25 protein-coding genes are annotated in these 25,879 nt (G+C 65.7%); 20 read left to right on the forward strand and 5 right to left on the reverse strand.

Features of this window, described 5'->3' with window-relative positions:
• Nucleotides 1–15 precede the first annotated feature (15 nt).
• From JHW40_RS08380 to JHW40_RS08405, 6 genes are read left to right on the forward strand one after another with little or no spacing between them, the layout of a single operon-like run.
• Nucleotides 16–981: an ABC transporter permease gene (locus JHW40_RS08380; protein ID WP_090616834.1), complete on the forward strand. Its 966-nt coding sequence runs from the start codon at nucleotides 16–18 to the stop codon at nucleotides 979–981.
• A 7-nt stretch (nucleotides 982–988) separates the two neighbouring features.
• Nucleotides 989–2,497: a sugar ABC transporter ATP-binding protein gene (locus tag JHW40_RS08385; protein WP_090616832.1), complete on the forward strand. Its 1,509-nt coding sequence runs from the start codon at nucleotides 989–991 to the stop codon at nucleotides 2,495–2,497.
• 7 nt (nucleotides 2,498–2,504) lie between these two features.
• Entirely contained in the window at nucleotides 2,505–3,446 is a 942-nt protein-coding gene (locus tag JHW40_RS08390) for an ABC transporter permease (RefSeq protein WP_090616830.1), read from the forward strand.
• 7 nt (nucleotides 3,447–3,453) lie between these two features.
• Nucleotides 3,454–4,485 (forward strand): zinc-dependent alcohol dehydrogenase, encoded by a 1,032-nt coding sequence (locus JHW40_RS08395; RefSeq protein ID WP_244519344.1) that lies wholly within the window; start codon nucleotides 3,454–3,456, stop codon nucleotides 4,483–4,485.
• 30 nt (nucleotides 4,486–4,515) lie between these two features.
• On the forward strand, nucleotides 4,516–6,012 hold the full coding sequence (locus tag JHW40_RS08400) for an aldehyde dehydrogenase family protein (protein ID WP_090616826.1): 1,497 nt from the start codon (nucleotides 4,516–4,518) through the stop codon (nucleotides 6,010–6,012).
• Entirely contained in the window at nucleotides 6,012–7,613 is a 1,602-nt protein-coding gene (locus JHW40_RS08405) for a GMC family oxidoreductase (protein WP_170851938.1), read from the forward strand. Before JHW40_RS08400 ends, JHW40_RS08405 begins: the two co-directional genes overlap by 1 nt.
• A 33-nt stretch (nucleotides 7,614–7,646) precedes the next feature.
• Here JHW40_RS08405 and JHW40_RS08410 read toward each other — a convergent pair whose 3' ends face one another.
• On the reverse strand, nucleotides 7,647–8,468 hold the full coding sequence (locus JHW40_RS08410; RefSeq protein ID WP_244519343.1) for an aldo/keto reductase: 822 nt from the start codon (nucleotides 8,466–8,468) through the stop codon (nucleotides 7,647–7,649).
• Nucleotides 8,469–8,591: 123 nt separating this feature from the next.
• Here JHW40_RS08410 and JHW40_RS08415 point away from each other — a divergent pair, with 123 nt between their 5' ends.
• From JHW40_RS08415 to JHW40_RS08425, 3 genes are read left to right on the forward strand one after another with little or no spacing between them, the layout of a single operon-like run.
• The gene (locus JHW40_RS08415) at nucleotides 8,592–10,163 is read left to right on the forward strand and encodes an acyl CoA:acetate/3-ketoacid CoA transferase (protein ID WP_090616822.1); all 1,572 of its coding nucleotides are present in this window, start codon (nucleotides 8,592–8,594) and stop codon (nucleotides 10,161–10,163) included.
• Entirely contained in the window at nucleotides 10,160–10,954 is a 795-nt protein-coding gene (locus JHW40_RS08420; protein ID WP_090616820.1) for an enoyl-CoA hydratase/isomerase family protein, read from the forward strand. The genes JHW40_RS08415 and JHW40_RS08420 overlap by 4 nt, the downstream gene beginning before the upstream one ends.
• Nucleotides 10,955–10,978: 24 nt before the next feature.
• On the forward strand, nucleotides 10,979–12,238 hold the full coding sequence (locus JHW40_RS08425) for a glycerate kinase type-2 family protein (protein ID WP_090616819.1): 1,260 nt from the start codon (nucleotides 10,979–10,981) through the stop codon (nucleotides 12,236–12,238).
• A gap of 45 nt (nucleotides 12,239–12,283) precedes the next feature.
• Here JHW40_RS08425 and JHW40_RS08430 read toward each other — a convergent pair whose 3' ends face one another.
• Nucleotides 12,284–13,300: an aldo/keto reductase gene (locus tag JHW40_RS08430; protein WP_090616817.1), complete on the reverse strand. Its 1,017-nt coding sequence runs from the start codon at nucleotides 13,298–13,300 to the stop codon at nucleotides 12,284–12,286.
• Nucleotides 13,301–13,458: 158 nt separating this feature from the next.
• Here JHW40_RS08430 and JHW40_RS08435 point away from each other — a divergent pair, with 158 nt between their 5' ends.
• From JHW40_RS08435 to JHW40_RS08480, 10 genes are all read left to right on the forward strand, one after another.
• Nucleotides 13,459–14,601, forward strand: a complete 1,143-nt coding sequence (locus JHW40_RS08435) for an acyl-CoA dehydrogenase family protein (protein WP_090616815.1) — start codon at nucleotides 13,459–13,461, stop codon at nucleotides 14,599–14,601.
• Nucleotides 14,598–15,365, forward strand: coding sequence for a 3-ketoacyl-ACP reductase (locus JHW40_RS08440; protein ID WP_090616814.1), 768 nt, complete (start codon nucleotides 14,598–14,600; stop codon nucleotides 15,363–15,365). The genes JHW40_RS08435 and JHW40_RS08440 overlap by 4 nt, the downstream gene beginning before the upstream one ends.
• 11 nt (nucleotides 15,366–15,376) lie before the next feature.
• Entirely contained in the window at nucleotides 15,377–16,525 is a 1,149-nt protein-coding gene (locus JHW40_RS08445) for a dihydrodipicolinate synthase family protein (protein ID WP_090616812.1), read from the forward strand.
• A gap of 3 nt (nucleotides 16,526–16,528) precedes the next feature.
• Nucleotides 16,529–17,386: a sugar phosphate isomerase/epimerase family protein gene (locus JHW40_RS08450; protein WP_272849093.1), complete on the forward strand. Its 858-nt coding sequence runs from the start codon at nucleotides 16,529–16,531 to the stop codon at nucleotides 17,384–17,386.
• Nucleotides 17,387–17,405: 19 nt separating this feature from the next.
• The gene (locus JHW40_RS08455; protein WP_272849007.1) at nucleotides 17,406–18,164 is read left to right on the forward strand and encodes an electron transfer flavoprotein subunit beta/FixA family protein; all 759 of its coding nucleotides are present in this window, start codon (nucleotides 17,406–17,408) and stop codon (nucleotides 18,162–18,164) included.
• Entirely contained in the window at nucleotides 18,164–19,090 is a 927-nt protein-coding gene (locus tag JHW40_RS08460) for an electron transfer flavoprotein subunit alpha/FixB family protein (RefSeq protein WP_090610920.1), read from the forward strand. Before JHW40_RS08455 ends, JHW40_RS08460 begins: the two co-directional genes overlap by 1 nt.
• A gap of 251 nt (nucleotides 19,091–19,341) precedes the next feature.
• Complete coding sequence (locus tag JHW40_RS08465; RefSeq protein ID WP_211657445.1) at nucleotides 19,342–19,566, forward strand: hypothetical protein; 225 nt, start codon at nucleotides 19,342–19,344, stop codon at nucleotides 19,564–19,566.
• A 290-nt stretch (nucleotides 19,567–19,856) separates the two neighbouring features.
• Nucleotides 19,857–20,135: an SH3 domain-containing protein gene (locus tag JHW40_RS08470; protein WP_090617660.1), complete on the forward strand. Its 279-nt coding sequence runs from the start codon at nucleotides 19,857–19,859 to the stop codon at nucleotides 20,133–20,135.
• Between the two features lie 669 nt (nucleotides 20,136–20,804).
• Nucleotides 20,805–21,233 (forward strand): hypothetical protein, encoded by a 429-nt coding sequence (locus tag JHW40_RS08475; RefSeq protein ID WP_090617659.1) that lies wholly within the window; start codon nucleotides 20,805–20,807, stop codon nucleotides 21,231–21,233.
• Nucleotides 21,234–21,418: 185 nt separating this feature from the next.
• Nucleotides 21,419–22,855, forward strand: coding sequence for a DUF6880 family protein (locus JHW40_RS08480; RefSeq protein WP_090617657.1), 1,437 nt, complete (start codon nucleotides 21,419–21,421; stop codon nucleotides 22,853–22,855).
• A 106-nt stretch (nucleotides 22,856–22,961) separates the two neighbouring features.
• On the opposite strand, the gene JHW40_RS08485 is transcribed toward JHW40_RS08480, so the two are convergent.
• A complete protein-coding gene (locus JHW40_RS08485; protein WP_090617655.1) occupies nucleotides 22,962–23,741 on the reverse strand; it encodes an SDR family oxidoreductase in 780 nt (259 codons plus the stop codon).
• Nucleotides 23,741–24,061, reverse strand: a complete 321-nt coding sequence (locus JHW40_RS08490) for a nuclear transport factor 2 family protein (protein ID WP_090617653.1) — start codon at nucleotides 24,059–24,061, stop codon at nucleotides 23,741–23,743. The genes JHW40_RS08485 and JHW40_RS08490 overlap by 1 nt, the downstream gene beginning before the upstream one ends.
• Before the next feature lie 101 nt (nucleotides 24,062–24,162).
• On the opposite strand from JHW40_RS08490, the gene JHW40_RS08495 reads away from it, so the two are divergent.
• The gene (locus tag JHW40_RS08495) at nucleotides 24,163–25,068 is read left to right on the forward strand and encodes a LysR family transcriptional regulator (protein ID WP_170851979.1); all 906 of its coding nucleotides are present in this window, start codon (nucleotides 24,163–24,165) and stop codon (nucleotides 25,066–25,068) included.
• Nucleotides 25,069–25,083: 15 nt separating this feature from the next.
• Here the strand turns inward: JHW40_RS08495 and JHW40_RS08500 are convergent, their stop codons facing one another.
• The gene (locus JHW40_RS08500; RefSeq protein ID WP_090617651.1) at nucleotides 25,084–25,821 is read right to left on the reverse strand and encodes an SDR family oxidoreductase; all 738 of its coding nucleotides are present in this window, start codon (nucleotides 25,819–25,821) and stop codon (nucleotides 25,084–25,086) included.
• Between the last annotated feature and the right edge of the window lie 58 nt (nucleotides 25,822–25,879).

Raw genomic sequence — 25,879 nt, forward strand, 5'->3', positions numbered from 1 at the left:
TTGAGGAGAACTGCGTTGAATAGCAAGCTCACCCGCGAGAATGTCATCCGATGGGCGCCGGCGCTGGTATTGCTGGGGCTGGTCGTCCTGTTCACGGCGATCAACCCGGCCTTTCTGACGCAGCGCAACCTTGCCCGGATCGCGCTGGCCGCGACGCCGCCGATGATGGTGGCGCTTGGCGTGACCTTCATCATCGTCATGGGTTCCATCGACCTGTCGATGGAGGGGGCGGTGTCGCTGTGCGCGGTGCTGTTCTGCCTGATCTTCCTGAAACTGGGCGGATCCCTGGGCGCGGGCGCGTGGCTGGCCATTCCGGCGATCCTGATCTGCGGGGCCCTATACGGCTTGCTGACGGGCTATGTGCATGTGCGGCTGCAAATCCCGTCCTTCATGGCCAGTCTGGCGATGGGTTTTGTCGGCACTGGCGCGGCAGTGCTGGTCACAGGGGGCGATATTGTGCGCATCAATGACGATGTGTTCCGCGCCCTGCTGACCTGGCGGATCCTTGGCTTTCCGCTGATGGTCCATATCGCCATCCTGCTGATCCTGCTGGCATGGTTCATCCAGAACCACACGACGCTTGGCCGCAATTTCTATGCCGTCGGCGGCGGCGAGGAACTGGCCCATGCCTCGGGCGTGAATGTCCGCCGGGTGCGTCTTGCGGGCTTTGCGCTGGCCGGGGTCTTCTATGCCATCGCGGCGATTTTCCAGGTGGCGCGGCTGGGACAGGCGGAATCGGTGACCGGCGCGAACCTGATGTTCATCGCCATCACCTCGGTCGTCGTGGGCGGCGTCGCGCTGTGGGGCGGGATCGGCGGCGTCCTGAACGCGGTCGTCGGCGTGCTGATCGTCAATGTCATCGGCAACGGCATGGTCGTGATCGGCCTGCCCAGCTACCTGCAGGACGGCTTGCTGGGCGTCCTTGTCATCATCGCGGTCGTGCTGTCCACCGACCGTCGCCTTGTCAGTTTCGCGAAGTGAGGCCGCCATGTATCAGCTGAGCTCGGTCGACAAGAAATTCCCCGGCGTCCACGCGTTGAAATCCATCGACTTCCACATCAAGCGCGGCGAGATCGTCGGGCTGGTGGGCGAGAACGGCGCCGGGAAATCGACGCTGATGAAGGTGATCTACGGCGCCTATCAGCCCGATGGCGGCCAGATCCTGATCGACGGCAAGCCGGTGCATTTCGCCAATCCCCGTCAGGCGATGAAGCGCGGCATCGGCATGGTGTTTCAGGAGCAATCCCTGATCCCGAACCTGACGGTGATGGAGAACATCTTTCTGGGTTACGAGGCGCAGTTCACCCGTCTTGGCGTGGTGAACTGGAAGGCGATGGCCGAGGCGGCGAAGAAGCAGCTGGCCAAGGTGCGGCTGGACATCGACCCGGCCATGACCACCTCGGCCCTGTCCTTCGCGCAGCGGCAACTGGTGGAACTGGCCAAGGTGCTGACGCTGGAGGAACGGGTCGAGGGCGATCTGGTCATCCTGCTGGACGAGCCGACCTCGGTCCTGTCCGAGGAAGAGGTGAAGCTGCTGTTCAAGCTGGTCCGCGAACTGACCAGCCGGGCGTCCTTCATCTTCGTCAGCCACCGCATGGACGAGGTGATGGAGTTGTCCGACCGCATCTATGTGATGAAGGACGGGCAGGTGATGGATGTCGTCGGCAAGGCAGAGGCCAGTGCCGAGGCGATCCAGCACAAGATGGTCGGCCGCCATGTGGATCGCGAATATTACCGTGAACAGCGCCAGAAGCCCTATGACGCTGCACGCAAGCTGTTCGATATGCGCGATGTCGTCTTGCCGGGTGGCCGTCCGCACAAACTGAACCTGACGTTGCACGCAGGCGAGGTGTTGTGTCTGGTCGGCACCGAAGGCTCGGGCCGCGAGGCGATCCTGCGCACGATCTATGGGATGCTGACGCCGGTTTCGGGCCGTTTCGAGATGAAAGGGCAGGCGCTTCGCGGCTTCAACCCCCGCCGCTCGGTCGCGATGGGCGTGGGCTATGTGCCGCGCGAACGCAAGGTCGAGGGCATCGTGGCGGGCATGAACGTCTATGAGAACATGACCCTGTCTCAGCTTGGCCGCTATTCCAAGGCGGGCGTGATCGATGTCGGGCGCGAAAAGGCGCTGGCGCGGGACTGGATCGGCAAGCTGTCGATCAAGGCGCATTCCGAATTCGCCGATTGTGGCAATCTGTCGGGCGGCAACCAGCAGAAGGTGGTGCTGTCGAAATGGCGCTCGGGTGGGTCCGATATCATGCTGCTGGATCACCCGACGCGGGGTCTGGATATCGGCGCCAAGGAAGACGTCTATGACATGATCCGCGACATGAGCGACGACGGCGTCGGTATCGTGCTGGTGGCCGACACGCTGGAAGAGGCCATAGGCCTGTCCCACACCATCGTTGTCCTGAAGGATGGCGAGATCCAGCAGCGTTTCGACTGTCAACCGGGCGCCAAGCCGTCGCTTTTCGACCTTCTCCATCACATGATCTGAGGCGCAGATGACCATGCAACGCATCAAACCGCATCTTCCCTGGATCACCCTTCTGGTCCTGACCGCCATCGTCGGCATCGTCGATCCGAACTTCCTCCGCCCGGTGAACCTGCTGAACCTCGCAGGCGATATCGTGCCCCTGTTCATCATGGCGCTGGGGCTGACCTTCGCGATCTATATCGGCGGGATCGACCTGTCGGTGCAGTCGATGGCCAACATGATCACGGTCATCGCCTCGGTCTATCTGGCCTCGATGGGCGCATGGGTGGCGGTGCTGTGCATCGCGGCGGGTTTCGGGCTTGGCATGTTGTCGGGCTTCCTGACCACGCGGATGTTCGTGCCGTCCTTCATCTCGACGCTGGCCGTGGGCGGGATCTGCTTTTCGGTGGCGCAATGGCTGTCGGGCAACCGGGCGCTGAACATGGATGCCGAGCAGCGCAATGCCGTTTTCGGCTGGATGATCGGCCGCACCGGCATCGTCCCGAACGAGCTGCTTCTGGCCGCCGCCCTGCTGGCATTGTGCCTGTTCATCGAACGCCGCACCATCCTTGGCCGGGTGCTGAAGGCCGTCGGCGCGGGCGAGCCTGCGGCGAAGGCTTCGGGGATCAATGTCGGGCGCTACAAGATGCTGGCCTTCGCGATTTCCGGGGCGCTGGCGGCGATTGCGGGGCTGCTGTTCTCGGTCAAGCTGTCGGGCGGCGCGCCGACCATCGCCAACGGCTTCCTTCTGCCTGCCATCGTTGCGGTTCTGGTCGGCGGCACGCCCCTGACCGGCGGCGTCGGCGGGGTGCTGAACACGCTGATCGGCACGCTGATCGTGGCGGTGATCCGGGCCTCGATGCTCTATCTGGGGATCGAGGCGACCCAGCAGCAGATGCTGTTCGGGCTGGTCCTGATCGCGGCCATCGCGCTGACCATCGACCGATCCAAGCTGCGCACGGCGAAATGAGATGACCATGATGCAAGCCGCCGTCCTTGTCGCCCCGCACCGTTTCGAGCTGCGCGAGGTGCCGCGCCCGCAGATCGGCCCCGACGAGGTGCTGATCCGCGTGACCCGGACCGGCATCTGTGGCACCGACCTGCACATGTTCCATGGCCGTTACGCGGCGGACGACCTGCCGATCATTCCCGGCCATGAATTCTGCGGCACCATCGAACAGGTCGGCGCGAACCAGCGCCACCTGACCCCCGGCCAGATGGTGGTGGCCGACATCAATATCGGCTGCGGGCACTGCTACTGGTGCCGTCGCAACGAGGTGCTGAACTGCCCGGACATGGCGCAGCTTGGCATCACCCGCGATGGCGCCTTCGCCGAATTCGTGGCGCTGCCGGGGCGGCTGGTCATTCCGGCCCCGGAAGATGTCGCGCCCGAAATCCTCGCCCTGACCGAGCCGGTCGCCTGCGTCGTCCGCGCCGCCCGCAAGGCGGGCGCGGGTATCGCGCAATCGGTCGTGGTGCTGGGCGCGGGGCCGGTCGGCAACCTGCATGTGCAGATGATGCGGCTGGTCGGCGCCGCGCCGATCATCGTGGCCGACCTGTCGTCTGAGCGCTGCGCGATGGCGCTTGAGGCCGGCGCGGATGCCGCGATCAGCGATCCCGCGCAACTGAAACCCGCCGTTCTGGACCTGACCGATGGAAGGGGCGCGGATCTGGTGATCGAAAGCGTCGGCCACCCGGCGCTTTACGCCACCGCCTTCGATCTGATCCGCAAGGGCGGCCATGTCGCCTTCTTCGGTCTGACCGGTCCCGAGGCCGCCGTTCCGGTGCCGATCCTGCGCACGATTCTTGAGGAAAACAGCCTCAAGGGCTCGGTCGCGGGGATGGGGCAGGACATGCATGATGCGCTGGCGCTGCTGGCGCATGGGCGCTTCCGCACCGATGCCTTCACCACCGCATCCTATCCGCTGGACCGCATTCAGGAGGCGTTCGAGACCCTGGCCGACCGGCCCGCCGACCTGAAGACCCAGATCGTCATTTCGCAAGACTGACACCGCAGCATTCCCGAGGAACCTGAAACGATGGACCAGATCGCCCGCACCCTTTCCCTGCCCGAGACCCCGCGCGAGTTCGGCTTTTTCATCGACGGCGAATGGCGCCACGGCCGCGAATTGGCCGAACAACGCTCGCCCGCGCATGGCGTGCCGGTGACGCGGGTGGCGCGCTGCACCACCGACGACCTGAACGATGCCGTTGCCGCCGCGCGTCGCGCCTTCGAGGATCGCAGCTGGGCCGGGATCTCGGGCGGCGAACGCGCGGGCGTGCTGCTGCGCGCGGCCGAAATCCTGCGCCGGCGCCGCGACGAGGTCGCCTATTGGGAGGTGCTGGAAAACGGCAAGCCCATCGCCCAGGCCCGCGCCGAGATCGAAGGCTGCATCGCCTGTTTCGAGACCGCCGCCGGTGCCGCCCGCCTGCTGCATGGCGACAGCTTCAACTCGCTGGGGGACGGGCTCTTCGGCATGGTCCTGCGCGAGCCCATCGGCGTCGTCGGTCTGATCACGCCGTGGAACTTCCCCTTCCTGATCCTGTGCGAGCGGGTGCCCTTCATCCTCGCCTCGGGCTGCACGATGGTGGTGAAGCCGTCCGAGGTGACCAGCGCCACCACGCTGATCCTTGCCGAGATCCTGACCGAGGTCGGGTTGCCGAAGGGCGTCTACAACGTCGTCACCGGACCCGGCCGCAGCGTCGGGCAGGCGATGGCCGAGCACGCGGATATCGACATGCTGTCCTTCACCGGCTCGACCGGGATGGGGCGGTCCTGCGTCCATGCCGCCGCCGACAGCAATTTCAAGAAGCTGGGGCTGGAACTGGGCGGCAAGAACCCGATCATCGTCTTTGCCGACAGCGATCTTGAGGACGCCGCCGACGCCGCCGCCTTCGGGATCAGCTTCAATACCGGGCAATGCTGCGTCTCCTCCAGCCGGCTGATCGTCGAGGCCTCGGTCGCCGATGAATTCGAGCGCCTGCTGGTCGAGAAGATGGCCCGCATCCGCATCGGCGATCCGCTGGATGAGGCCACCCAGGTCGGCGCCATCACCACCGAGGCGCAGAACCGCACGATCCTCGATTATATCGCCAAGGGCCGCGACGAGGGTGCGCGCCTGCTGACCGGCGGCGAGGTGCTGGAGATCGGCGCGGGCCGCTTCATCGCGCCGACGCTGTTTTCCGGCGTGCGCCGCGACATGGCCATCGCGCGGGACGAGATCTTCGGCCCGGTCCTGTCGTCCTTCCGCTTCGAGACGGTGGACGAGGCCATCGCCATCGCCAATGATACGGTCTACGGGCTGGCGGCCTCGCTGTGGACCAAGGATCTGGACAAGGCGCTGGTGGTGACGCGGCGGGTCAGCGCCGGGCGGTTCTGGGTCAACACGATCATGGCGGGCGGCCCGGAAATGCCCTTGGGCGGGTTCAAGCAATCGGGCTGGGGCCGCGAGGCCGGGGTTTACGGCGTCGAGGAATATACGCAGATCAAGTCGGTCCATGTCGAGATCGGCAAGCGCAAGCACTGGATCGGATGATGGAGACGGGCTTTGACTATGTGATCGTCGGCGGCGGCTCGGCCGGTTGCGTCATGGCGGCGCGGCTGTCAGAAAACCCCGAGGCGCGGGTCTGCCTGATCGAGGCCGGGGGCCGTGACAGCCATCCGCTGATCCACATGCCGGTGGGCTTTGCCAAGATGACCACCGGGCCGCTGACCTGGGGGCTGACCACCGCGCCGCAGCGCCACGCCAACAACCGCGAAATCCCCTATGCGCAGGCGCGGGTTCTGGGTGGCGGCTCGTCGATCAATGCCGAGGTGTTCACGCGCGGCCATCCTTCGGATTACGACCGCTGGGTCGAGGAAGGGGCCGAGGGCTGGGGCGCGGAAGAAGTCCGGCACTATTTCCGCAAGTCCGAGGGCAATTCGATCCTGTCGGGCGAATGGCACGGCACGGACGGGCCCCTGGGCGTGTCGAACCTGCCGCATCCGAACGTGCTCAGCCGGGCTTTCGTGCAAAGCTGTCAGGAAATCGGCATCCCCCATAATCCCGATTTCAACGGCCCGCATCAGGAAGGGGCGGGGCTCTATCAGACGACGACGCGCGACAACCGCCGCTGCTCGACCGCGGTGGGCTATCTGCGCCCCGCGCTGTCGCGCCCCAACCTGACGCTGCTGATCGGGGCGGCGGTGCTGCGGCTGGTCTTCGAGGGGCGGCGCGCGGTCGGCGTCGAATATGTGCTGGGCAAGGGCCGCCAGCCGGTGGTGGCGCGCGCGGCGCAAGAGGTTCTCGTGACCTCGGGCGCCATCGGCACGCCCAAGCTGATGATGCTGTCGGGGATCGGGCCCGCCGATCACCTGCGCAGCCACGGGATCGAGGTGATGCAGGACCTGCCCGGCGTGGGTCAGAACCTTCAGGATCATTTCGGCATCGACATCGTGGCGGAACTGAAGGGGCACGAAAGCCTCGACCGCTATGGCAAGCCGCATTGGATGCTGTGGGCGGGGCTGCAATATGCGCTTTTCAGATCCGGGCCGGTGACCTCGAACGTGGTCGAGGCGGGGGCCTTCTGGTATGCCGACCGCGACGCGCCTTGCCCGGACCTGCAATTCCATTTCCTTGCCGGGGCGGGGGCCGAGGCCGGCGTGCCCTCGGTGCCGAAGGGGTCTTCGGGGATCACGCTGAACAGCTATACGCTGCGGCCGAAATCGCGGGGGACGGTGACGCTGCGGTCTTCCGATCCGCGCGATGCGCCGGTGGTCGATCCGAACTTCCTGGCCGAGCCAGAGGATCTGCGCATCTCGACCGAGGGTATCAGGATCAGCCGCGAGATCTTCAGCCAGCATTCGCTGGGGAAATACATCCGCGAGACCCGCTTTCCCGCTGCAAATGTGCGCACGCAGGCGGATTACGAGGCCTATGCCCGCCAATATGGCCGCACCTCCTATCACCCGACCTGCACCTGCAAGATGGGGCGCGACGAGATGGCGGTGGTCGATCCGCAGCTGCGGGTCCACGGGCTGGACGGGCTGCGGATCTGCGACAGTTCGGTCATGCCGTCGCTGGTCGGATCGAATACCAACGCGCCGACGATCATGATCGCGGAACGCGCCTCGGACCTGATCCGGGGCAATCGCTGACAGGGGCGCGGCTGCCGTCGCGCCCCTGTCGTGTCAGTCCCATTCGGGCGCGAAGGGCACCCGGTCACGGTCCACGATCCGGTAGTTTGTCGCCCCCAGCGCGTCGATCCGCGCCATGTCCTCCGCCGACAGCGTGAAATCCAGGATGTCGAAATTCGCCCGGATGTTTTCCGGCTTGGTGGACATGGTATTCATCGCCAGCCCCTTCTGCGCGATCCAGCGCAGCGCGACCTGAGCGGCGGATTTGCCATATGCAGCGCCGATTTTGGCCATCAGCGGGTATTTGAAGATCTCGCCCCGCGCCAGCGAGCAATAGGAAGACAGCGGGATGCCCGTATCTTTCGCCGCCGCCAGCAGCCGCGACTGATCCAGCAGCGGGTGAAACTCGACCTGATTCGTGACCAGCGGCGCGTCGACCAGCGCCTTCGCCGCGCGCATCATGGCTGCGGTATAGTTCGACACGCCGATATGGGCGGCCAGCCCGGCCTCGCGGGCCTTTTGCAGCAACCGCAGCGACGGCGCGATATCGCCGCCCGCCGGCGGCCAGTGCAGCAGCAGGAGATCGACCCGCTCGACCCGCAAGGCCCGCAGGCTGTCCTCGACAGAAGGCAGAAAGCCCGATTCGTCGAAATTCTCGGGCCGCACCTTGGTGGTGATGCAAAGCTGGTCGCGCGGAATGCCGCAATCGGCCAGCGCGGCGCCGGTATCGGCTTCGTTCGCGTAACTTTGCGCGGTGTCGAAGGCGCGATAGCCGACCTCGATGGCGGCATGGACCGCCTCGCGCAGCGCGCCGCCGGTCAACGGATAGGTGCCGAATCCGCGCTGGAATTCGGGCCGCATCAGGATGTTCGTCACGTTTTTCCTCCCATGTTTTCGAGCTCTCCGGACCGGGACAGTTTACCCTTGCCGGATGGCTCCGCCATAGCTATGTTTATAACTGGATAGTTACTTAAGATGCAATTGCGAAGGAGGAGCGCAATGTCCAAGATCCGAACCGCCCGCGAGGCTGCGGGGCTGGTCCGCGATGGGGCGACGGTGGCGGTCAACTCGTCTTCGGGGCTGCTTTGCCCCGACCATGTGCTGAAAGCCCTGGGCGAACGGTTCGAGGACGAGGGCGCCCCCCGGAACCTGACCACCATTCACCCGATTGCGGCGGGCGACATGTTCGGCACGCCCGGCGTGGATCACATCGCCCATCCGGGGATGATCACCCGCATCATCGGCGGGTCCTACCCGTCGGGTCCGTCGAACGCCGAGCCGCCGAAAATCTGGCAGCGCATCCTGGCCGAGGAGGTCGCGGCCTATAACGTGCCCTCGGGGATCGTCTTCGACATGCTGCGCGAAGGCGCGGCGCAGCGCCCCGGCGTACTGACCAAGGTCGGCATGGAGACCTTCGCCGATCCCGAGCTTGAAGGCTGCGCGATGAACGACAGTGCCCGCGCCGCGCCCATCGTCCGGCGGGTGGAGTTCGACGGTGACACATGGCTGCACTTCCCGGCGCTGCGTCCCGACGTGGCGCTGATCCGGGCCACCACGGCGGATGAAAACGGCAACCTGACCTTCGAGGACGAGGGCGCGACCCTTGGTGCCATGGAAATGGCACTGGCGGCGCATAACTGCGGCGGCATCGTCATCGCTCAGGTCCGGCGCGTGGCAGCACAGGGCACGCTGAAGCCGCATGACGTCAAGGTTCCGGGGATCTTGGTCGACGTGATCGTCGAGGCGCCGGACCAGTTGCAGACCACCGCGACCCCGCATGACCCGGCGATCTCGGGCGAGGTGTTCCGGCCGCTGTCCAGTTTCAGCCTTGCCGCCTTCAACCCCGGCAAGATCATGGCGCGCCGCGTGGCGCAGGAATTGCGCCAGGGCTGGGCGGTCAATATCGGCTTTGGCATCTCGGCCAATGTGCCGCGCATCCTGATCGAGGAAGGGCAGCACGGCGCCGTCACCTGGGTGATCGAACAGGGGCCGGTGGGCGGCGTGCCGCTCTTGGATTTCAAGTTCGGCTGCGCCAGCAATGCCGAGGCCTTCGTCGCCTCGCCGCATCAGTTCAGCTATTTCCAGGCGGGCGGGTTCGATTGCTCGCTGCTGTCCTTCCTCGAAATCGACGCCGAAGGTTCGGTCAATGTCAGCCGTCTGGCCGCGACGCCGCACCGGACAGCGGGGGCGGGGGGCTTCGTGGACATCACGGCGCGCGCGAAGAAGATCGTGTTCTCGGGCAATTTCAACGCCGGCGCGAAGATGCGGATCGAGGATGGCAGGCTGGTCATCGACCGCGAGGGCAAGGTGGCCAAGATCGTGCCGAAGGTCGATCAGGTCAGCTTCTCGGGTCCCCGCGCCATCGCGCAGGGGCAGGAGATCACCTATGTGACCGAGCGTTGCGTGCTGCGGCTGCTGCCCGAGGGGCTGACCGTGACCGAGATCGCGCCGGGCATCGATCTGCAGCGCGACGTGCTGGATCAGGCGGCGACGCCATTGCGGGTGGCCGACGACCTGAAGGTGATGGACGCGGCGCTGTTCCGCGACACGCCGATGGGGCTGGCGTTGTGAGCGCGGATCCGCGTCTCGATCTGCGGATCGAGGCTGGTATCGCGCGACTGACGATCCGCCGCCCGGACAAGCTGAACGCGCTGGATGCGGAGATGGTGGAGGCGCTGCTGCCGCTCTGCCGCCGGATCGAGCGATCCGATGCGCGGGTGGTGATCCTGACCGGCGAGGGTGGGCGGTCCTTTTGCGCCGGTGGCGACATTGCCGCATGGTCGCAACTGTCGCCCGAGGATTTCAGCCGCCGCTGGCTGCGAGATGGTCATGCGGCTTTCGACGCGCTGACGCGGCTTGCGCAGCCGGTGATCGCGGTGCTGAATGGCCATTGTCTGGGCGGTGGGCTGGAACTGGCCGCTTGCGCCGATTACCGGCTGGCCGAGGCGCATGTGCGGATCGGATTGCCCGAAACCTCGCTTGGCATCATCCCCGGCTGGTCGGGCACGCAACGGGCGGTGCGCCGCTTCGGTGCCGGGCCGGTGCGCCGGATGGCGCTGTTCGGCGAGGTTTTCGGCGCCGATGAGGCGCAGCGCCTTGGGCTGGTGGATCGCGTCGTTCCGACCGGCGAAGGCATGGCCGCCGCCAAGGCGCTGGCCGCGCAGGTGATCGCCCGCGCCCCGCGCGCGACCGAGATCACCAAGATGCTGATCAATGCCGCCGAGGGCGAGGAACGCGAGCGTGTGCTGGAGGCGCTGGCCGGAAGCGTGGCCGCCGCATCCGACGACCTGCGCGAAGGGCTTGCGGCGTTCCGCGAAAAACGCTCTGCAAGGTTCGGGGAAATGGGCTCGTCGCGGGCCTGAGGGGACAGTTTGGAAGGGGACAGGATGACGGCTGAGGATCGCGATTTCCTCACGGCGCTTTTCGATGCGGCGGTGGCTGCCGCCGATCCCGAGATCGCGCTGCGGGCCTGCCTGCCGGCGCGTCCCAAGGGGCGCACGGTGGTGATCGGCGCGGGCAAGGGGGCCGCGCAACTGGCGGCGGCGTTTGAACGGCTTTGGGACGGGCCGGTCGAGGGCGTGGTGGTCACGCGCTATGGCTATGGCTGCGAAACACGCAGCATCCGCGTGCTGGAGGCGGCCCATCCGGTGCCCGATGCGGCGGGGCTTGCGGCGACCGAGGCGCTGTTCGAGGCCGTCGGCGGCTTGACCGAGGACGATCTGGTCGTCGCGCTGGTCTGCGGCGGTGGTTCGGCCCTGCTGCCGGCGCCGCCCGAGGGACTGGCGCTGGAGGACGAGATCGAGCTGAACCGCATCCTGCTGGCCAGCGGCGCGCCGATCTCGGTCATGAACGCGATCCGCAAGCAGGTCTCGCGCATCAAGGGTGGCAGGCTGGCCGCTGCTGCCCATCCCGCGCGGGTGGTGTCGCTGGTCGTGTCGGACGTGCCGGGCGATGATCCGGCGCAGGTGGCGTCGGGTCCGACGGTACCGGATGCGGCGACGCGCGAGGATGCGCGCCGCCTGCTGGACAACTGGCGGATCGAATTGCCCGCGTCCCTGCGCGACTGGTTCGCGGGCGACGACGGCCAGCCGCCGCAGCCCGATGATCCGGTCTTCGCCCGCCATGAGGTGCGGCTGATCGCATCGGCCCGGCTGTCGCTTGAGGCCGCTGCCGCCAGGGCCGAAGCCGCAGGCATCCCGGCCGTCATCTTGTCGGATGCGATCGAGGGCGAGGCTCGCGATGTGGCCCATGTCCATGCCGCCATCGCGCGCGAGATCGCGACGCGCGACCGCCCCTTTGCCCGGCCCGTGGTGATCCTGTCAGGGGGCGAGACCACCGTGACCCTTCGCGGCAAGGGTCGCGGCGGGCGCAACAGCGAGTTCCTTCTGGGGCTGGCTCTGGGCATCGAGGGGCTGCCGGTCTCGGCGCTGGCTGCCGATACCGATGGCATCGACGGCTCCGAGGACAATGCCGGCGCCTTCGCCGATGGCAACAGCATGGCGCGGCTGCGGGCACTGGGTAGCGATCCGATGGCGATGCTGGCCGGAAACGACGCCTGGTCGGCCTTCGAGAAACTGGGTGATCTGTTCAGCCCCGGCCCGACCGGTACGAATGTGAATGACTTCCGCGCCATCCTGATCCGCTGAGGTCGAAGAAAAGGCGGCAGGGTCATCTCGCCGCCTTGGTCGTGTTTACGCAGGCACCGGCGCGTCCCCGCGCAGCAGGCCCTTGTCCTTTAGCGCCTGCCAGAACGCGGCCGGGATCGGGTGATTCATCCATGCAAGGTTCTGCTCCAACTGCTGAACGGTCCGCGTGCCTGCGCAGAAGGACGGCACCGCCGGATGCGCCACGACGAATTGCAGCGCCGCAGCGGGCAGCGGCACCTCGTATTCGGCGCAGACTGCCTCGATCTTCGTCACCCGATCCATGATCTCGGCCGGGGCGGGGACATAGTTGTATTTCGCCCCCGGCTTCGCGCCCGTCGCCAGAATGCCCGAGTTGAAGCCGCCGCCGACGACCACCGCCGCGCCGCGTTCCTCGCAAAGCGGCAGGAACTCGTCCAGCGCATCCTGCTCCAGCAGGGTATAGCGCCCGGCCAGCAGGAAGCAGTCGAAATCGCGCTGTTTCAGCGCCTCATGGCAGACCTGCCATTCGTTCACGCCGACGCCGATGGCCGCGACCACCCTTTCGTCGCGCAGCCGTTCCAGCGCCTTCCAGCAGCCATCCATCGCCTGCCGGAAGACCTCGGGCTGTTCGGCGCCGCGCGTATAGACGTCGATGTCGTGGATGAACAGGATGTCGATCCGCTCCAGCGCCAGCCGTTGCAGGCTGTCCTCGAAGGCGCGCATGGTGCCGTCATAGCTATAGTCGAATTCGGACCGGAAGGGCGCCGCATTGACCCAGGGCGCAAAGTCGATGCTGTCGCGCCGCGCCGGGCGCAGCAGGCGGCCCACCTTTGAGGACAGCACGAAATCGTCGCGGTTGCGCCAGCGCAACGCCTCGGACGTGCGCAGCTCGGACAGGCCGTGGCCATACATCGGCGCGGTGTCGAAATAGCGCACGCCCGCATCCCAGGCATGATCGAACATCGCGCGCGAGGTCTGGTCGTCGATTTCGCGGAAAATATTGCCGACGGGCGCGGTGCCGAAGGCGAAGCCGGTCACCTCCAGATCCGTGCGACCGAACTTGCGTTTTTCGGATGGTTTCATCGGTTCCCCCTCCTTAAGTAACCAATTAGTTATGATTGGCACGATTCCACATCGCCTATCAAGCAGATTCCCGCAGGGTCCGCGGTTTTCCGGCTTGACGGCCGAAAGCCGTTTCGATTAAAGTAACTGGATAGTTACATGCCGGGAGGGGATTCGAGATGTATCTGAACGAGACCCAGCTGCAGGTGCGCGACATGGCCCGCGCATTCGCCGATGAGGTCATCCGGCCCGCAGCCGAGGCGCTGGACCGCGAAGAACGTTTTGCCGCCGAGATCTTTGACGAGATGGCGAAGCTGGGCCTGTTCGGCATCGGCGTGCCGGATGAGATGGGCGGGCCGGGCTTCGACACGCTGACCTATGCCGTGGTGATGGAGGAATTGTCGCGCGGCTATGCCAGCGTCGCCGACCAATGTGGGCTGCTGGAGCTGATCTCGTCCCTGCTGGTGCGCCACGGCACGGATGCGCAGCGCAAGCTGCTGCCCGAGATCCTGGCGATGCGCCAGAAGGTCGCCTATTGCATCACCGAACCCGACGCGGGGACCGATGTGTCCGGCATCCGCACCACGGCGGTGCGCGATGGCGACGGCTGGGTGCTGAACGGCGGCAAGATCTGGATCCACAATGCGCCGGTCGCGGATCTAGGCTTCGTGCTGGCCCGCACCGACAAGGAAGCAGGCAATCGCGGCATGTCGATCTTCATCGTCGATCTGCACGCGGCGGGGGTCGAGCGCGGCCCCAAGGAACACAAGATGGGCCAGCGCGCCAGCCAGGTGGGCGCGCTGAACTTCACCGATGTGCGGCTGGGTGCCGACGCATTGCTGGGCGACCAGAATCGCGGCTTCCACATGATGATGAGCGTGCTGGACAAGGGGCGCGTCGGCATTGCCGCGCTGGCGGTCGGTATCGGGCAGGCGGGGCTGGAGGCCGCGCTGGAATATGCCGGGACGCGCAAGCAGTTCGGCAAGCAGATCGCCGAGTTCCAGGGCGTGCAGTGGCTGCTGGCCGACATGGCCAAGGATATCGAGGCCGCGCGGCTGCTGGTTCATTCCGCCGCTAGCAAGATCGACAACGGGCAGGATGCCACCAAGGCCTGCTCGATGGCGAAATGCTTTGCCGGCGACATGGCGGTGGCGCGCACGGCGGATGCGGTGCAGGTCTTTGGCGGCTCGGGCTATATCCGGGGCTTCGAGGTCGAGCGGCTGTATCGCGACGCCAAGATCACCCAGATCTATGAGGGCACGAACCAGATCCAGCGCATGATCATTGCCCGCGAATTGCTGAAGAAAGGCGCGCAGGCATGAGACAGGTCGCCCTTGTCACTGGCTCGTCCCGAGGGATCGGCCTGGCCGCCGCCGAGGCGCTGGCCCGCGAAGGTTTCGCCATTGCCGTGAATGGTCCCGCCGATGACGCGGAATTGCGCGCGGTGGTCGAACACATCGCCGCGCTTGGCGTGCCGGTCGTCGCTGCGCCCTTCGACGTGACCGACATCGCCGGCCATGACGCGGCCCTGCAACGGATCGAGGATGCGATTGGCCCCCTGACCACGCTGGTCAACAACGCGGGCGTGGGTGTGTTGCAACGCGGCGACCTGCTGGAAGTCAGCGAAGCAAGCTGGGACCGCTGCCTGACCGTCAACAGCAAGGCGATGTTCTTCCTGTCGCAAGCCTTCGCCCGCCGCCTGCTGGCGCGGGACCGCGCCCCGACGCTGTTCCACGCCATCGTCAACGTCACCTCGTCCAACGCGGTGGCGGTGGCGGTGCAGCGGTCGGAATATTGCGCCTCCAAGGCCGCCGCCGCGATGGTGTCCAAGGCCTTGGCCGTCAGGCTCGGGCCGGAGAACATCGCCGTCTATGACGTGCAGCCCGGCCTGATCGCGACCGAGATGACCGCTCCCGTGATCGACGCCTATCGCCAGCGCGCGGAAGAAGGGCTGACCCTGTTCCCCCGCGTCGGCCAGCCCGCCGACATGGGCGCCATCATCGCATCGCTGGCCTCGGGCCGGCTTCCCTATACCACGGGACAGGCGATCTCGGCCGATGCCGGGATGCTGGTTCCGCGTTTCTGAAAGCTGCTGTCATGAAAATCGCACTTCCCGACACGCAAGGCCGCATGGCCGACTATACGCTGACCGGCACCCCCATCGCGCAGGCCGTGCTGCCCGCGAACCCGGCCCGCATCGTCTATTCCGCCGCCCATGTGGTGGCCGATCCCTTCACTGACAACGACCCTTCGGGGCGCGCGGCGGTGGACTGGGACAAGACGATGGAGTTCCGCCGCTATCTGGCCAGCCTTGGCCTTGGCATCGCCGAGGCGATGGATACCGCGCAACGCGGCATGGGGCTCGACTGGCCCGGCGCGCTGGAGCTGATCCGCCGGACCAGGGCCGAACTGCCCGACGCGCTGGTCGGCAATGGCTGCGGCACCGATCATCTGGATCCCGCCGATGCGAAGACGCTGGACGACGTGATCCGCGCCTATCTGGAGCAGGTCGAGGCGATCCAGGCCGTCGGCGGCCGCATCGTGCTGATGGCCAGCCGCGCGCTGGCCCGCGTCGCGACCCGCCCCGAGGATTACCTGCATGTCTACGCACAGGTGCTGTCGGCCTGCGACCAGCCGGTGATCCTGCACTGGCTGGGCGAGATGTTCGACCCCGCGCTGGCCGGTTACTGGGGCAGCTCGGATTTCGACGCCACGCTGGAGACCGTGCTGGCGGTGATCGAACAGAACATCGCCAAGGTGGACGGCATCAAGATGTCGCTTCTGGACAAGGACAAGGAGATCACCCTGCGCCGCCGCCTGCCTGCGGGCGTGAAGATGTATACCGGCGACGATTTCAACTATCCCGAACTGATCGAGGGCGACGATCAGGGCTACAGCCACGCCCTGCTGGGTATCTTCGATCCGCTGGCCCCCGCCGCCGCCTTTGCGGTGAACAAGCTGGCCGAGGGCGACAATGCCGCCTTCCGCGCCACGCTGGACCCGACCGTGCCGCTGGCGCGCACGATCTTTCGCGCGCCGACGCAGTATTACAAGACCGGCGTGGTGTTCCTGGCCTGGCTCAACGGCTTCCAGGATCATTTCATCATGCTGAACGGCCATCACGCCATGCGGCCCTTGCCCTACTTCACCGAGGTCTTCCGCCAGTCGGATGCCTGCGGGTTGCTGCGCGATCCCGAACTGGCGGTGCGGCGGATGAAATCGCTGCTGGCCGTCTACGGCGCCTGACCCATGCGCGACTTCAGCCGTGACATCTCCGCGCTGGCGCTGAACACCGCGACCCTCGGCCATAATGTCGAGGGCGCCGGCGCCGGCTGGTCGCCCGAGCGCACCATCGACGCCTGCGCCGAGCGCGGCTATGGCGGCATCGTCTTCTGGCGGCGCGAGATCGGCGCGCGGGCGGCCCGGATTGCCGCCCATGCCCGCGCCGCCGGGCTGACGGTGGCGGGCCTCTGCCGGACGCCCTTCCTCGTCGGCCCGCTGGCGCCGCAGGGCAGGCAGGCGGTGATGGACGATGTACATGCCTTGATCGACATGGCGGCGGAACTGGGCGCGCCGGTCCTGACCATCGTCACCGGCGGGGTTCAGCCCGGAACGCGCGGCGTCACCGACAGCCTGCGCCTGGTGACCGACCGTGTGGCCGAGGCCGCCCCCTACGCCGCCTCGCGCGGCGTCAGGCTGGCGCTCGAGCCGCTGAACCCGGTCTATGGCGGCGACCGCTCCTGCCTGACCACCCTGCGCGACGCGCTGGACATCTGCGATGCCGTCGGCGCGCCCAATCTCGGCGTGGCGGTCGATGTCTATCATGTCTGGTGGGACACCGACCTGCCGCGCCAGCTGGCCCGCGCGGGCGACCGTATCCTCGGCTATCATCTCTGCGACTGGCTGGCCGATACCTCGGATGTGCTGCTGGATCGCGGCATGATGGGCGACGGCGTGGCCGATCTGAAGGCCATCCGCTCCGCGGTCGAGGCGGCGGGCTATGAAGGTCTCTGCGAGGTTGAAATCTTCTCGGCAGACGATTGGTGGAAGCGCGATCCAGCCGAGGTGCTGGATATGATCGTCACGCGTTTTCGGTCAGTTTGCTGATCTGTAACTGGAGGAAATCATGAAGGTTCTCGTGCCGGTCAAGCGAGTGATCGACTACAACGTTAAGGCTCGGGTCAAGGCTGATGGGTCCGGTGTCGATCTTGCGAACGTCAAGATGTCGATGAACCCGTTTGACGAGATCGCGGTGGAAGAGGCGATCCGGCTGAAGGAAAAGGGCGTCGCGGAAGAGGTGATCGCGGTTTCCATCGGTGTCAAACAGGCGGCCGAGACGCTGCGCACGGCGCTGGCGATGGGCGCGGACCGGGCGATTCTGGTCGTGGCTGCCGATGACGTACATCAGGATATCGAGCCGCTGGCGGTGGCCAAGATCCTCGCCAAGGTCGTGGAAGCCGAAGCCCCGGGCCTCGTGATCGCCGGCAAGCAGGCGATCGACAACGACATGAACGCCACCGGCCAGATGCTCTCGGCGCTGCTGGGCTGGAGCCAGGCGGCCTTTGCCAGCAAGATCGAGATCGAGGGCGAGGCGGCGAAAGTCACCCGCGAGGTCGATGGCGGGTTGCAGACCATCGAGGTGAAACTGCCCGCCATCGTCACCGCCGATCTGCGCCTGAACGAGCCGCGCTATGCCAGCCTGCCCAACATCATGAAGGCGAAGAAGAAGCCGCTCGATGAAAAGACCGCCGCCGATTACGGCGTCGATGTAAGCCCGCGTCTGGAGATCGTCTCCACCCGCGAGCCCGAGGGCCGCAAGGCCGGCATCAAGGTCGGCTCGGTGGATGAACTGGTCGGCAAACTGAAAGAAGCGGGGGTGATCTGATGGCTGTTCTGCTGCTTGGAGAAGTCACGAATGGCGTGCTGAACCGCGACGCCACGGCGAAGACGGTAGCTGCGGTGACGGCGCTTGGCGAGGTGACGGTGCTCTGCGCCGGGGCCTCGGCGCGCGATGCCGCCACCGAGGCCGCGACGATCGAGGGCGTCGCGAAGGTGCTGGTGGCCGAGGATGCGCGCTATGGCCACCGTCTGGCCGAACCCACAGCCGCGCTGCTGGTCAGCCTTGCGGGCGATTACGACCACATCGTCGCCCCCGCCACGACCGATGCGAAAAACGTCATGCCGCGTGTGGCGGCGCTGCTGGATGCGATGATCATCTCGGACGCCTCGAAAATCGTCGATGCCGAGACGTTCGAGCGCCCGGTCTATGCCGGCAACGCCATCCAGGTGGTGAAATCGCGCGATGCCAAGAAGGTGCTGACCATCCGCGTGGCCAGCTTCGACGCGGCCCCCGATGGCGGCAACGCCCCGGTCTCGGATGCCGCACTGGCCGATGACCCCGCCCTGTCGAAATGGGTGGGCGACGAGGTCGCGGCCTCGGACCGCCCCGAACTGACCTCGGCGGGCCGGGTGGTCTCGGGCGGTCGCGGTGTAGGTTCCAAGGAACAGTTCGCGATCATCGAGGCTTTGGCCGACAAGCTGGGTGCCGCGGTCGGCGCCTCCCGCGCGGCGGTGGACAGCGGTTACGCCCCGAACGACTGGCAGGTCGGCCAGACCGGCAAGGTGGTCGCTCCCGAGCTTTACGTGGCGGTGGGCATCTCTGGCGCCATCCAGCACCTCGCCGGCATGAAGGACAGCAAGGTGATCGTCGCCATCAACAAGGACGAGGAAGCCCCCATCTTCCAGATCGCCGATTACGGCCTCGTCGGTGACCTCTTCACAACCGTCCCGGAACTCACCGAAAAACTCTGACGGCTTCTTCATTGAACATTTTCTGCAGGGCCTTGGTGCGTTGTTAATCCGCCGCTATAGGGGAGATTGAGCGCACTGGTCATTGCGAAGCAGTGTCCAATTCGAGCCCCCGCAACCAATCACGACCTCAACTGCCGAGGAGGAAGCCGCCACGATGATGGTTCTCCGCTGACCTGGCAGCAGGCGATGGTGACCTTTGGCTGTTCCTTGGCATCGCGCTGTTCGGGCTGGGCATCGGCAACGCCACATCCTTGCCGCCGCTGATCGCGCAGCAGGAGTTTTCTCCGTCTGCGACCGCCCGCGTGGTGCCGCTGATCGTCGCCATCGGTCAGGCGGGCTATGCCTTTGCACCAGCGGCGTTCGACTTGCTGCGTACCAATGGAGGTGCCGATGTTGGCGGAACCGAAACGCTGTTCCTCTGTGCCGCCGCCATTCAGATGGCTGCGATCGGTTGCATGCTTGCCGGGCGAGGCTGATGTCGGGTTGTCCAGGACCAAAGGTAAACAGGGTCGGGGACGTATGGGGATGCAGCGCGAGGCCCGGCCCAGAACCGCTCGTCGGACGCACCCCATGCTGCGTGGCCGCATTCTCCGAAGCTGCCATTCGACTGGCGCCGCGGCGAAATCCTGACCGGAATCGCCGCTCTATGGGACGGAACGGGCCTTCAATGGCTGGTCTTGGCAACCCTTTATCGGCGTCCGGCACCTGCCTGCTGTCATTCAGCGTGATGGTGTCGTAGTGATGGCAAAACGATTCAGGTCAGGCAATGCGAACTCATTTTGCTGCTCTTCTCGCTCTCATGGTCGCCACCGGATGCGCGGTCGGTTCTGGTGCAGTGGTCAAGGGCGTCGGGCCAGATGATCTCCTGAAGCTTCGCGAAGGCCCTGGCCTCAACCACAACATCATCATCGGCCTGCCCGACGGAACGCGCCTCACCCGTCAGAACTGCGTGGCGAATAACGGCAAGGTTTGGTGCAGAGTCTCGCTCACCGACAGGCCTGGCATTTCGGGTTACGTTTCAGCGGATTATCTGGCGCATCGCTGACAGCAATATGGTCGACCCGAAGCTGCCAGTCAGGTGCAAACTTCGCTGCGATGCCGCGTTCCATGAGGCTGCCGCTCAAGCGCCGTGCAGCGACGTTCTCGCCGAGCTGGTAGCGATGCGGTCAAAGCGGCCAATAGGCAGACTATGGGCAACGTGGACGACAAGGCGTGGCAGGCTGTTAATATCAGAATGATTTTTACGCCCTGCGCGTAATAAATCCGATGGAGACCCACCGTGACCCTCTACCAGAAGGCGTGGCTTTTTGCCGGCTGGACTGTTCTGTTCCTGTTGGTCATTGCCGCTCTTCCATCTTCGATAGGCTCCGGCTCGATTACTGCACTGGCAATAATCTGGCTGGCCCATGGCGGGGTCGCGCTATTCGTATTCGTGTGCCCGGACTGTGGTCTTTCGTTGTTCCGCGGCGGGTTCGGCTTGCTAGCGACGAACCAGCCTTGGCCCCGTCGGTGCTGCGGTGCGTGCGGCAGGGATCATGGTCGCAAGGCGTAGGGCTCTTCGCGTCAATCTGCGGGCAACATCTGGGGGCTGCTGAATTCGAGCCTGGGGCCGCCCACAGGTGAGGCGCGGACCGCGTGGCGAGGCCACCATTGGCAGTCGGAGATCATTGGCGTAACAGGCACACGGAACCCGCTGGCAACAGGATCAATAATAATGAAAATCTACGCATCCGCAGGATCCTTGTCGCGCGTACACCGTGCAACCTTGGGCATTTTCGCCAGTCTATGTCCCATTGTCGCCTCTCCGGCTCATGGGGACGTTATTTCTACGATCCAGACGCCGCCAAGCCAGGTCATTGAAGACCTGTCCACGTCTGAAACCCTGTACGAGCTTTCGCTGGCGAATCTCATTGCCACCAACTGCGAAATCGAAGGCGTGAAGGCCGGGGACGCCGCGCTGATCGCTGGTACGGCTCAAACCGTTGCCAGTCACATGGGCCTGAGCGTCGACGATTACTTTTCGACCTATCTTCAGCCTGCGCTGCAGGAAATCAGTGCGCCTGATGCCTGTGAAAAACATGCTGAGACAACGCGGGACATTGCCCTGAAGCTCCAGGAACTTGGCGGATCTGTCATCGAGTAGTGACCGGCCGCTCGGGACTCGAAATGTTACGCTGCAGATCACCGACATCACCACATCGCTGGCGAATCACGTGGGTTTGCCTCATGGCGAGGTTTGCCCGAACCGGTCATCCATGCTTGTTGCAGCGTGACATGTGAGGCACTGTCGGCGCCGCAGCACAGGAACCAGGCTCAGATACCACGACAATGTCCAGAAAGACCCTGAACAAGGCGAACCTCGAAAAGCTGGGGGCGGAAAAGCTCGCGGCTCTGGTCATCGACCTGGTGCAGGGCAGTGCAGCCCTGCAGCGTCGTGCGCGGATGGAACTCAGCGCCGCCCAGGGCCCGAAGGAGGTCGCCGCCGATATCCGCAAGCGGTTCGCTTCGCTCCGACGCTCATCCAGCTTCGTCGACTGGAGCAAGCAGCGGGCGCTGGTCAAGGACCTCAACGGCTTGCTGGGGATGATCGAGGCCACGATCGCGCCGCATGATGCCGATGAGGCATTCGAACTGCTCTGGTCCTTCCTGCAACTGGCCCCGTCTATTCATGAGCGCACGGATGACAGCAACGGATCGGTCGGCGATGTCATGGGAGAGGCCGTGGACATCATCTCGAAGCTGTCGCCCAGGATCTCCGTGAACCCCAGCGTGCTGGCGGAGAGGATCCTCGATGCCGTCGCCGAGGCAGGCTATGGCGAGTTCGACGGCATCATTCCGGTGATGGCGGACGCGCTCGGCCCGGAGGGCCTCGAACATCTCAAGCGGATCACCGAGGCATGGGCGGCGACGCCCGCCAGCGAACATGAGCTGGCGAGATATCAGGGCTTCGGCCTTTCGTTCTCTCCCGAAGACAGCGTTCAGCGCAGCAAGCAAAGCACAAGGTCGATCGTCCTCGCGGATGTCGCCGACGCACAGGGCGATGTCGACGCCTATATGGCCCGGTATTCTGCGGAACAGCTGACTTACGGCACCATCGCGCCCGATGTTGCCCGCAGATTGCTTGATGCGAGCCGCGTCGACGAGGCCTTCGATATCGTCAATCGCGCCCGCGCTGCCGAAGACGGCAAAGCGTTCAGGATGTTCCGCTATGACCTCGATGAGGTCTATGAGGAATGCCTCGAGAAATTGGGCAGGTTTGATGAGCTCAAGGCACATCTGTGGGACACGTTCGAACAGATCCTGAGCGAGCGCAGTTTGCGGAAATACCTGCAATTACTGCCGGACTTCGACGACATCGAGGCCGAAGAAAAGGCGCTCGGGCTTGCTGAAACCCACCCCCATCTCGGCGCTGCGATCGGCTTTCTGGTCGGCTGGCCCAGCCATGAGCGCGCGGCGCGGGTCGTGACGGCACGGGCGGACGAACTGGACGGAAATGCCTACCATATGCTCTCGACGGCAGCTGACGCTCTTCAGGCCAGATACCCGCTTGCGGCCACGCTGATGCGCCGGGCAATGATTCAGGACAGCCTGGATGGCGGGAAAGCCAAGCGGTACCGCTACGCCGCCCGCCACCTTGCCGAATGCCGGGCAAGCGAGCAGGTCATCGACGATCACGGGGGTTTCCCCACACATGAACAATTCGTCGCCGCACTCAGGCAGAAGCACGGGCGGAAGTATGGGTTTTGGCAATTGGTCGATGGGTGAGGAGCGGCCCTAAGCGGCCGGTCCGCGTTGATGCAGCCCTACTGTGCGGTTTCTGCGAAGCAGCCAATCCGACTCGGCGCGGCCTTTCCGGTTCGGCCTCCCTGGATCACGCTGTCGGCACGGTTCCTCCATCGATCACATATTCCGTTCCGGTGATGGTGGTTGCGCGATCCGACGCCAGAAAGGCGATCAGATCGGCGATCTCGGCCGGTTTCGCGGGGCGGCCGAGGGGAATGCCGCCAAGGGCGTCCATGATGATGCGCTTGCCGCCCTCATAGTCGGTGCCCGCCTCCTGCGCCAGCCGTTCGGCCAGTCGGACCGAAGCCTCGGTTTCGATCCAGCCGGGGGCGACGCGGACCACACGTACGCCCTTGGGCGAAACCTCCTTTGACAGGCTCTTGCTGTAGACCGACAGCGCCGCCTTGGCGGCGGCATAACCCGTCGTTGCTTCGGGCAACGGCAGCAGGTGCTGGATCGAGGTGACATGGATCACCACGCCCGATCCCTGCGCGACCATCCCCGGAACAAGCGCGCGGTCCAGCCGGACGGCGGGCAGAAGGTTCAGGTTCAGCTCGGCCTGCCATTCCGCCTCACCCAGGGCCGCAACGCCGCCGCCGGGCGCAGAGGAGCCGCCCAGCATATGAACGATGACATCTACGCCGCCCAAACGGTTGCGCGCGGCCTCGGCCAGGATGTCGCATCCCTGCAGAGTGGTCAGGTCGGCGGCGACGAACATGTCATTGGGCAGGCTTTCGGGGCGGCTGCGGGCCGTGGTCAGCACCTGCGCGCCAAGGTCGCGGAACAGCGCCACGGTGGCCGCGCCCGCGCCCTGCGTGCCGCCGGTGATCAGGGCACGCTTGCCGTTCAGCGTCAGGAAGCCCGTCATCAGCCGATCTCCAGATCGGTGATCCGATCGCCCGCCAGCCCGAAGGTGAAGGTCAGGACAGCCGGGCTGCCGGGGAAATCGCCGCTGACCCTTGCGCGGATCACCGCCTTGCCGGCCGTGTCGGTCAGGTCCAGGGGTTCGGCCCTGTGGCGATACTTCGCCCTGGCGGCCTGCCACCAGGCGCGGATCTCGTCCGGGCCGCGATGGATGTGGCCCTCGTCATGGACGGTGGCCTCCGGCGCGAAGGCCGCGGCGAAGGCTTCCGCATCCTGCGGAGGTTCGGCGCTGAAATAGGTCTGGATCGGTGCGGGAAGCTTCATGGGGAGCAGTCCTTTCCTTGCTGCCCCGGAACATAGCGCTCGACCGCCGCAATAATAATCGGGATAAACTGGCATCTGAGGATGACGGAATCGGGACAATTATGGATACGGGACTGAAAGGACTGGAGGCGGTGCTGGCCATCGCCCGCCGGGGTTCGTTCCGGGCGGCGGCGATCGAGCTTGGCATGTCGACGACCGCGCTGTCGCATACCATCGGCCGGCTGGAGGCCGGCCTGGGCGTGCGGCTGTTCAACCGGACGACGCGCAGCGTGTCGCTCAGCGATGCCGGGCGGGATTTCGTCGAACGGATCGGCCCGGCGCTGGCCGAGATCCGTGGCGCGATGGACAGTGCGCGTTCGCAGCGCGAGACGCCATCGGGCTTGCTGCGCATCAACGCCTCGGTCCAGGCGGGGCGCGAGATCGCGCCGGTGGTGCTGGCCTTCCTGCGCCGCTATCCCGAGATGCAGGTTGATCTGGTGACCGAGGGACGGCTGGTCGATATCGTGGCCGAGGGCTTCGATCTGGGCATCCGTCCCGCCGATCTGGTGCCGCGCGACATGATCGCGCTGCCCTTGGGCAAGCCGCAACGATATGCCGTTGTCGCCTCGCCGACCTGGCTGGCGGCAAACCCGGTGCCGCTGACCCCCGCCGATCTGCCCGCGCAGGACTGCATCCGCGTGCGCCTGCCGAACGGGGCGCTGTTTCGCTGGCCGTTCGAGCGGGATGGCGAGCAGGTTCTGGTCGACGCCAGGGGCCGCCTGACGCTGGACGAGGCCGCCATCGCCCGCGCCGCCGTGCTGGACGGGGCGGGCATCGGCTTCTTCATCGAACAGGATGTCGCCGACGACATCGCCGCCGGCCGCCTGATCCGTTTGCTGGAAGACTGGACTCCGCCGCGCCCCGGCTTCTGCCTCTACTATCCCGGTCGGCGAAACCCGTCGGCGGGGTTCGCGGCCTTCCTCGCAATGGTGCGAGAAAGGGCCGCGCGGATGGAGGTACGCGGGTAACCCCCAGCTGACAGGTCATCCTGCCCGGGCCAGCGCGACGGCATCCGGCCCGGCCGGATAATGCAGCCGGTCGGAAGCGTCATTCGCCGCCAGCCAGACCGCCTCGGCCACATCGCTTTCCTTCGTGGTCAAGGACGGGCTGGCGAAGGCCTCGAAGATCGGGCGGGCGAAATCGGCATAGGGCTCGGGGATCATCTCCTCGATGGAGAAGTCGATGTTCTGCGCGAAGCGCGTGGTCGGGGCATAGCCGGGCTCTACCAGTTTCACCCGCACGTCAAACGCCCCCAATTCATGCGTCAGCGATCCGGTGAAACCTTCGACCGCCTGCTTGCTGGCGGTATAGGCGGCGGCCAGCGGCATCGGCGCCAGCGTCACGCTGGAGGTGACGTTGACGATCACGCCCGAACGCCGCGCCCGCATCTGCGGGATTACCGCCTGCACCATCGCCATGGTGCCGAAGGTATTGGTCTCGAAAATCTTGCGAACGTAATCCATCGGCGCAGCCTCGAAGGCGCCGACCAACCCGATGCCGGCGTTGTTGACCAGCACGTCTATGGGGCCGGCGGCCTCGATGGCGGCGGTGATGCTGGCCGGGTCAGTGACGTCCAGCGTCAGCAGCCGCACGCCCTCGGGCAGCAGCCCCTCGCGCGGGGTCCGCATGGTGGCGATGACATCCCAGCCCTGCGCGTGGAAATGGCGGGCGGTCTCGAACCCGTAGCCCGACGAGCTGCCGGTGATGAGGACGGTTTTCATGGCGGTCTCCTGTGTGTTCTGGTTGACACGAGGGATGTAGCGCGCATGATCAGGACGA

Origin of the sequence: Paracoccus alcaliphilus (assembly GCF_028553725.1) — a bacterium.
Taxonomy (GTDB): Bacteria; Pseudomonadota; Alphaproteobacteria; order Rhodobacterales; family Rhodobacteraceae; genus Paracoccus; species Paracoccus alcaliphilus.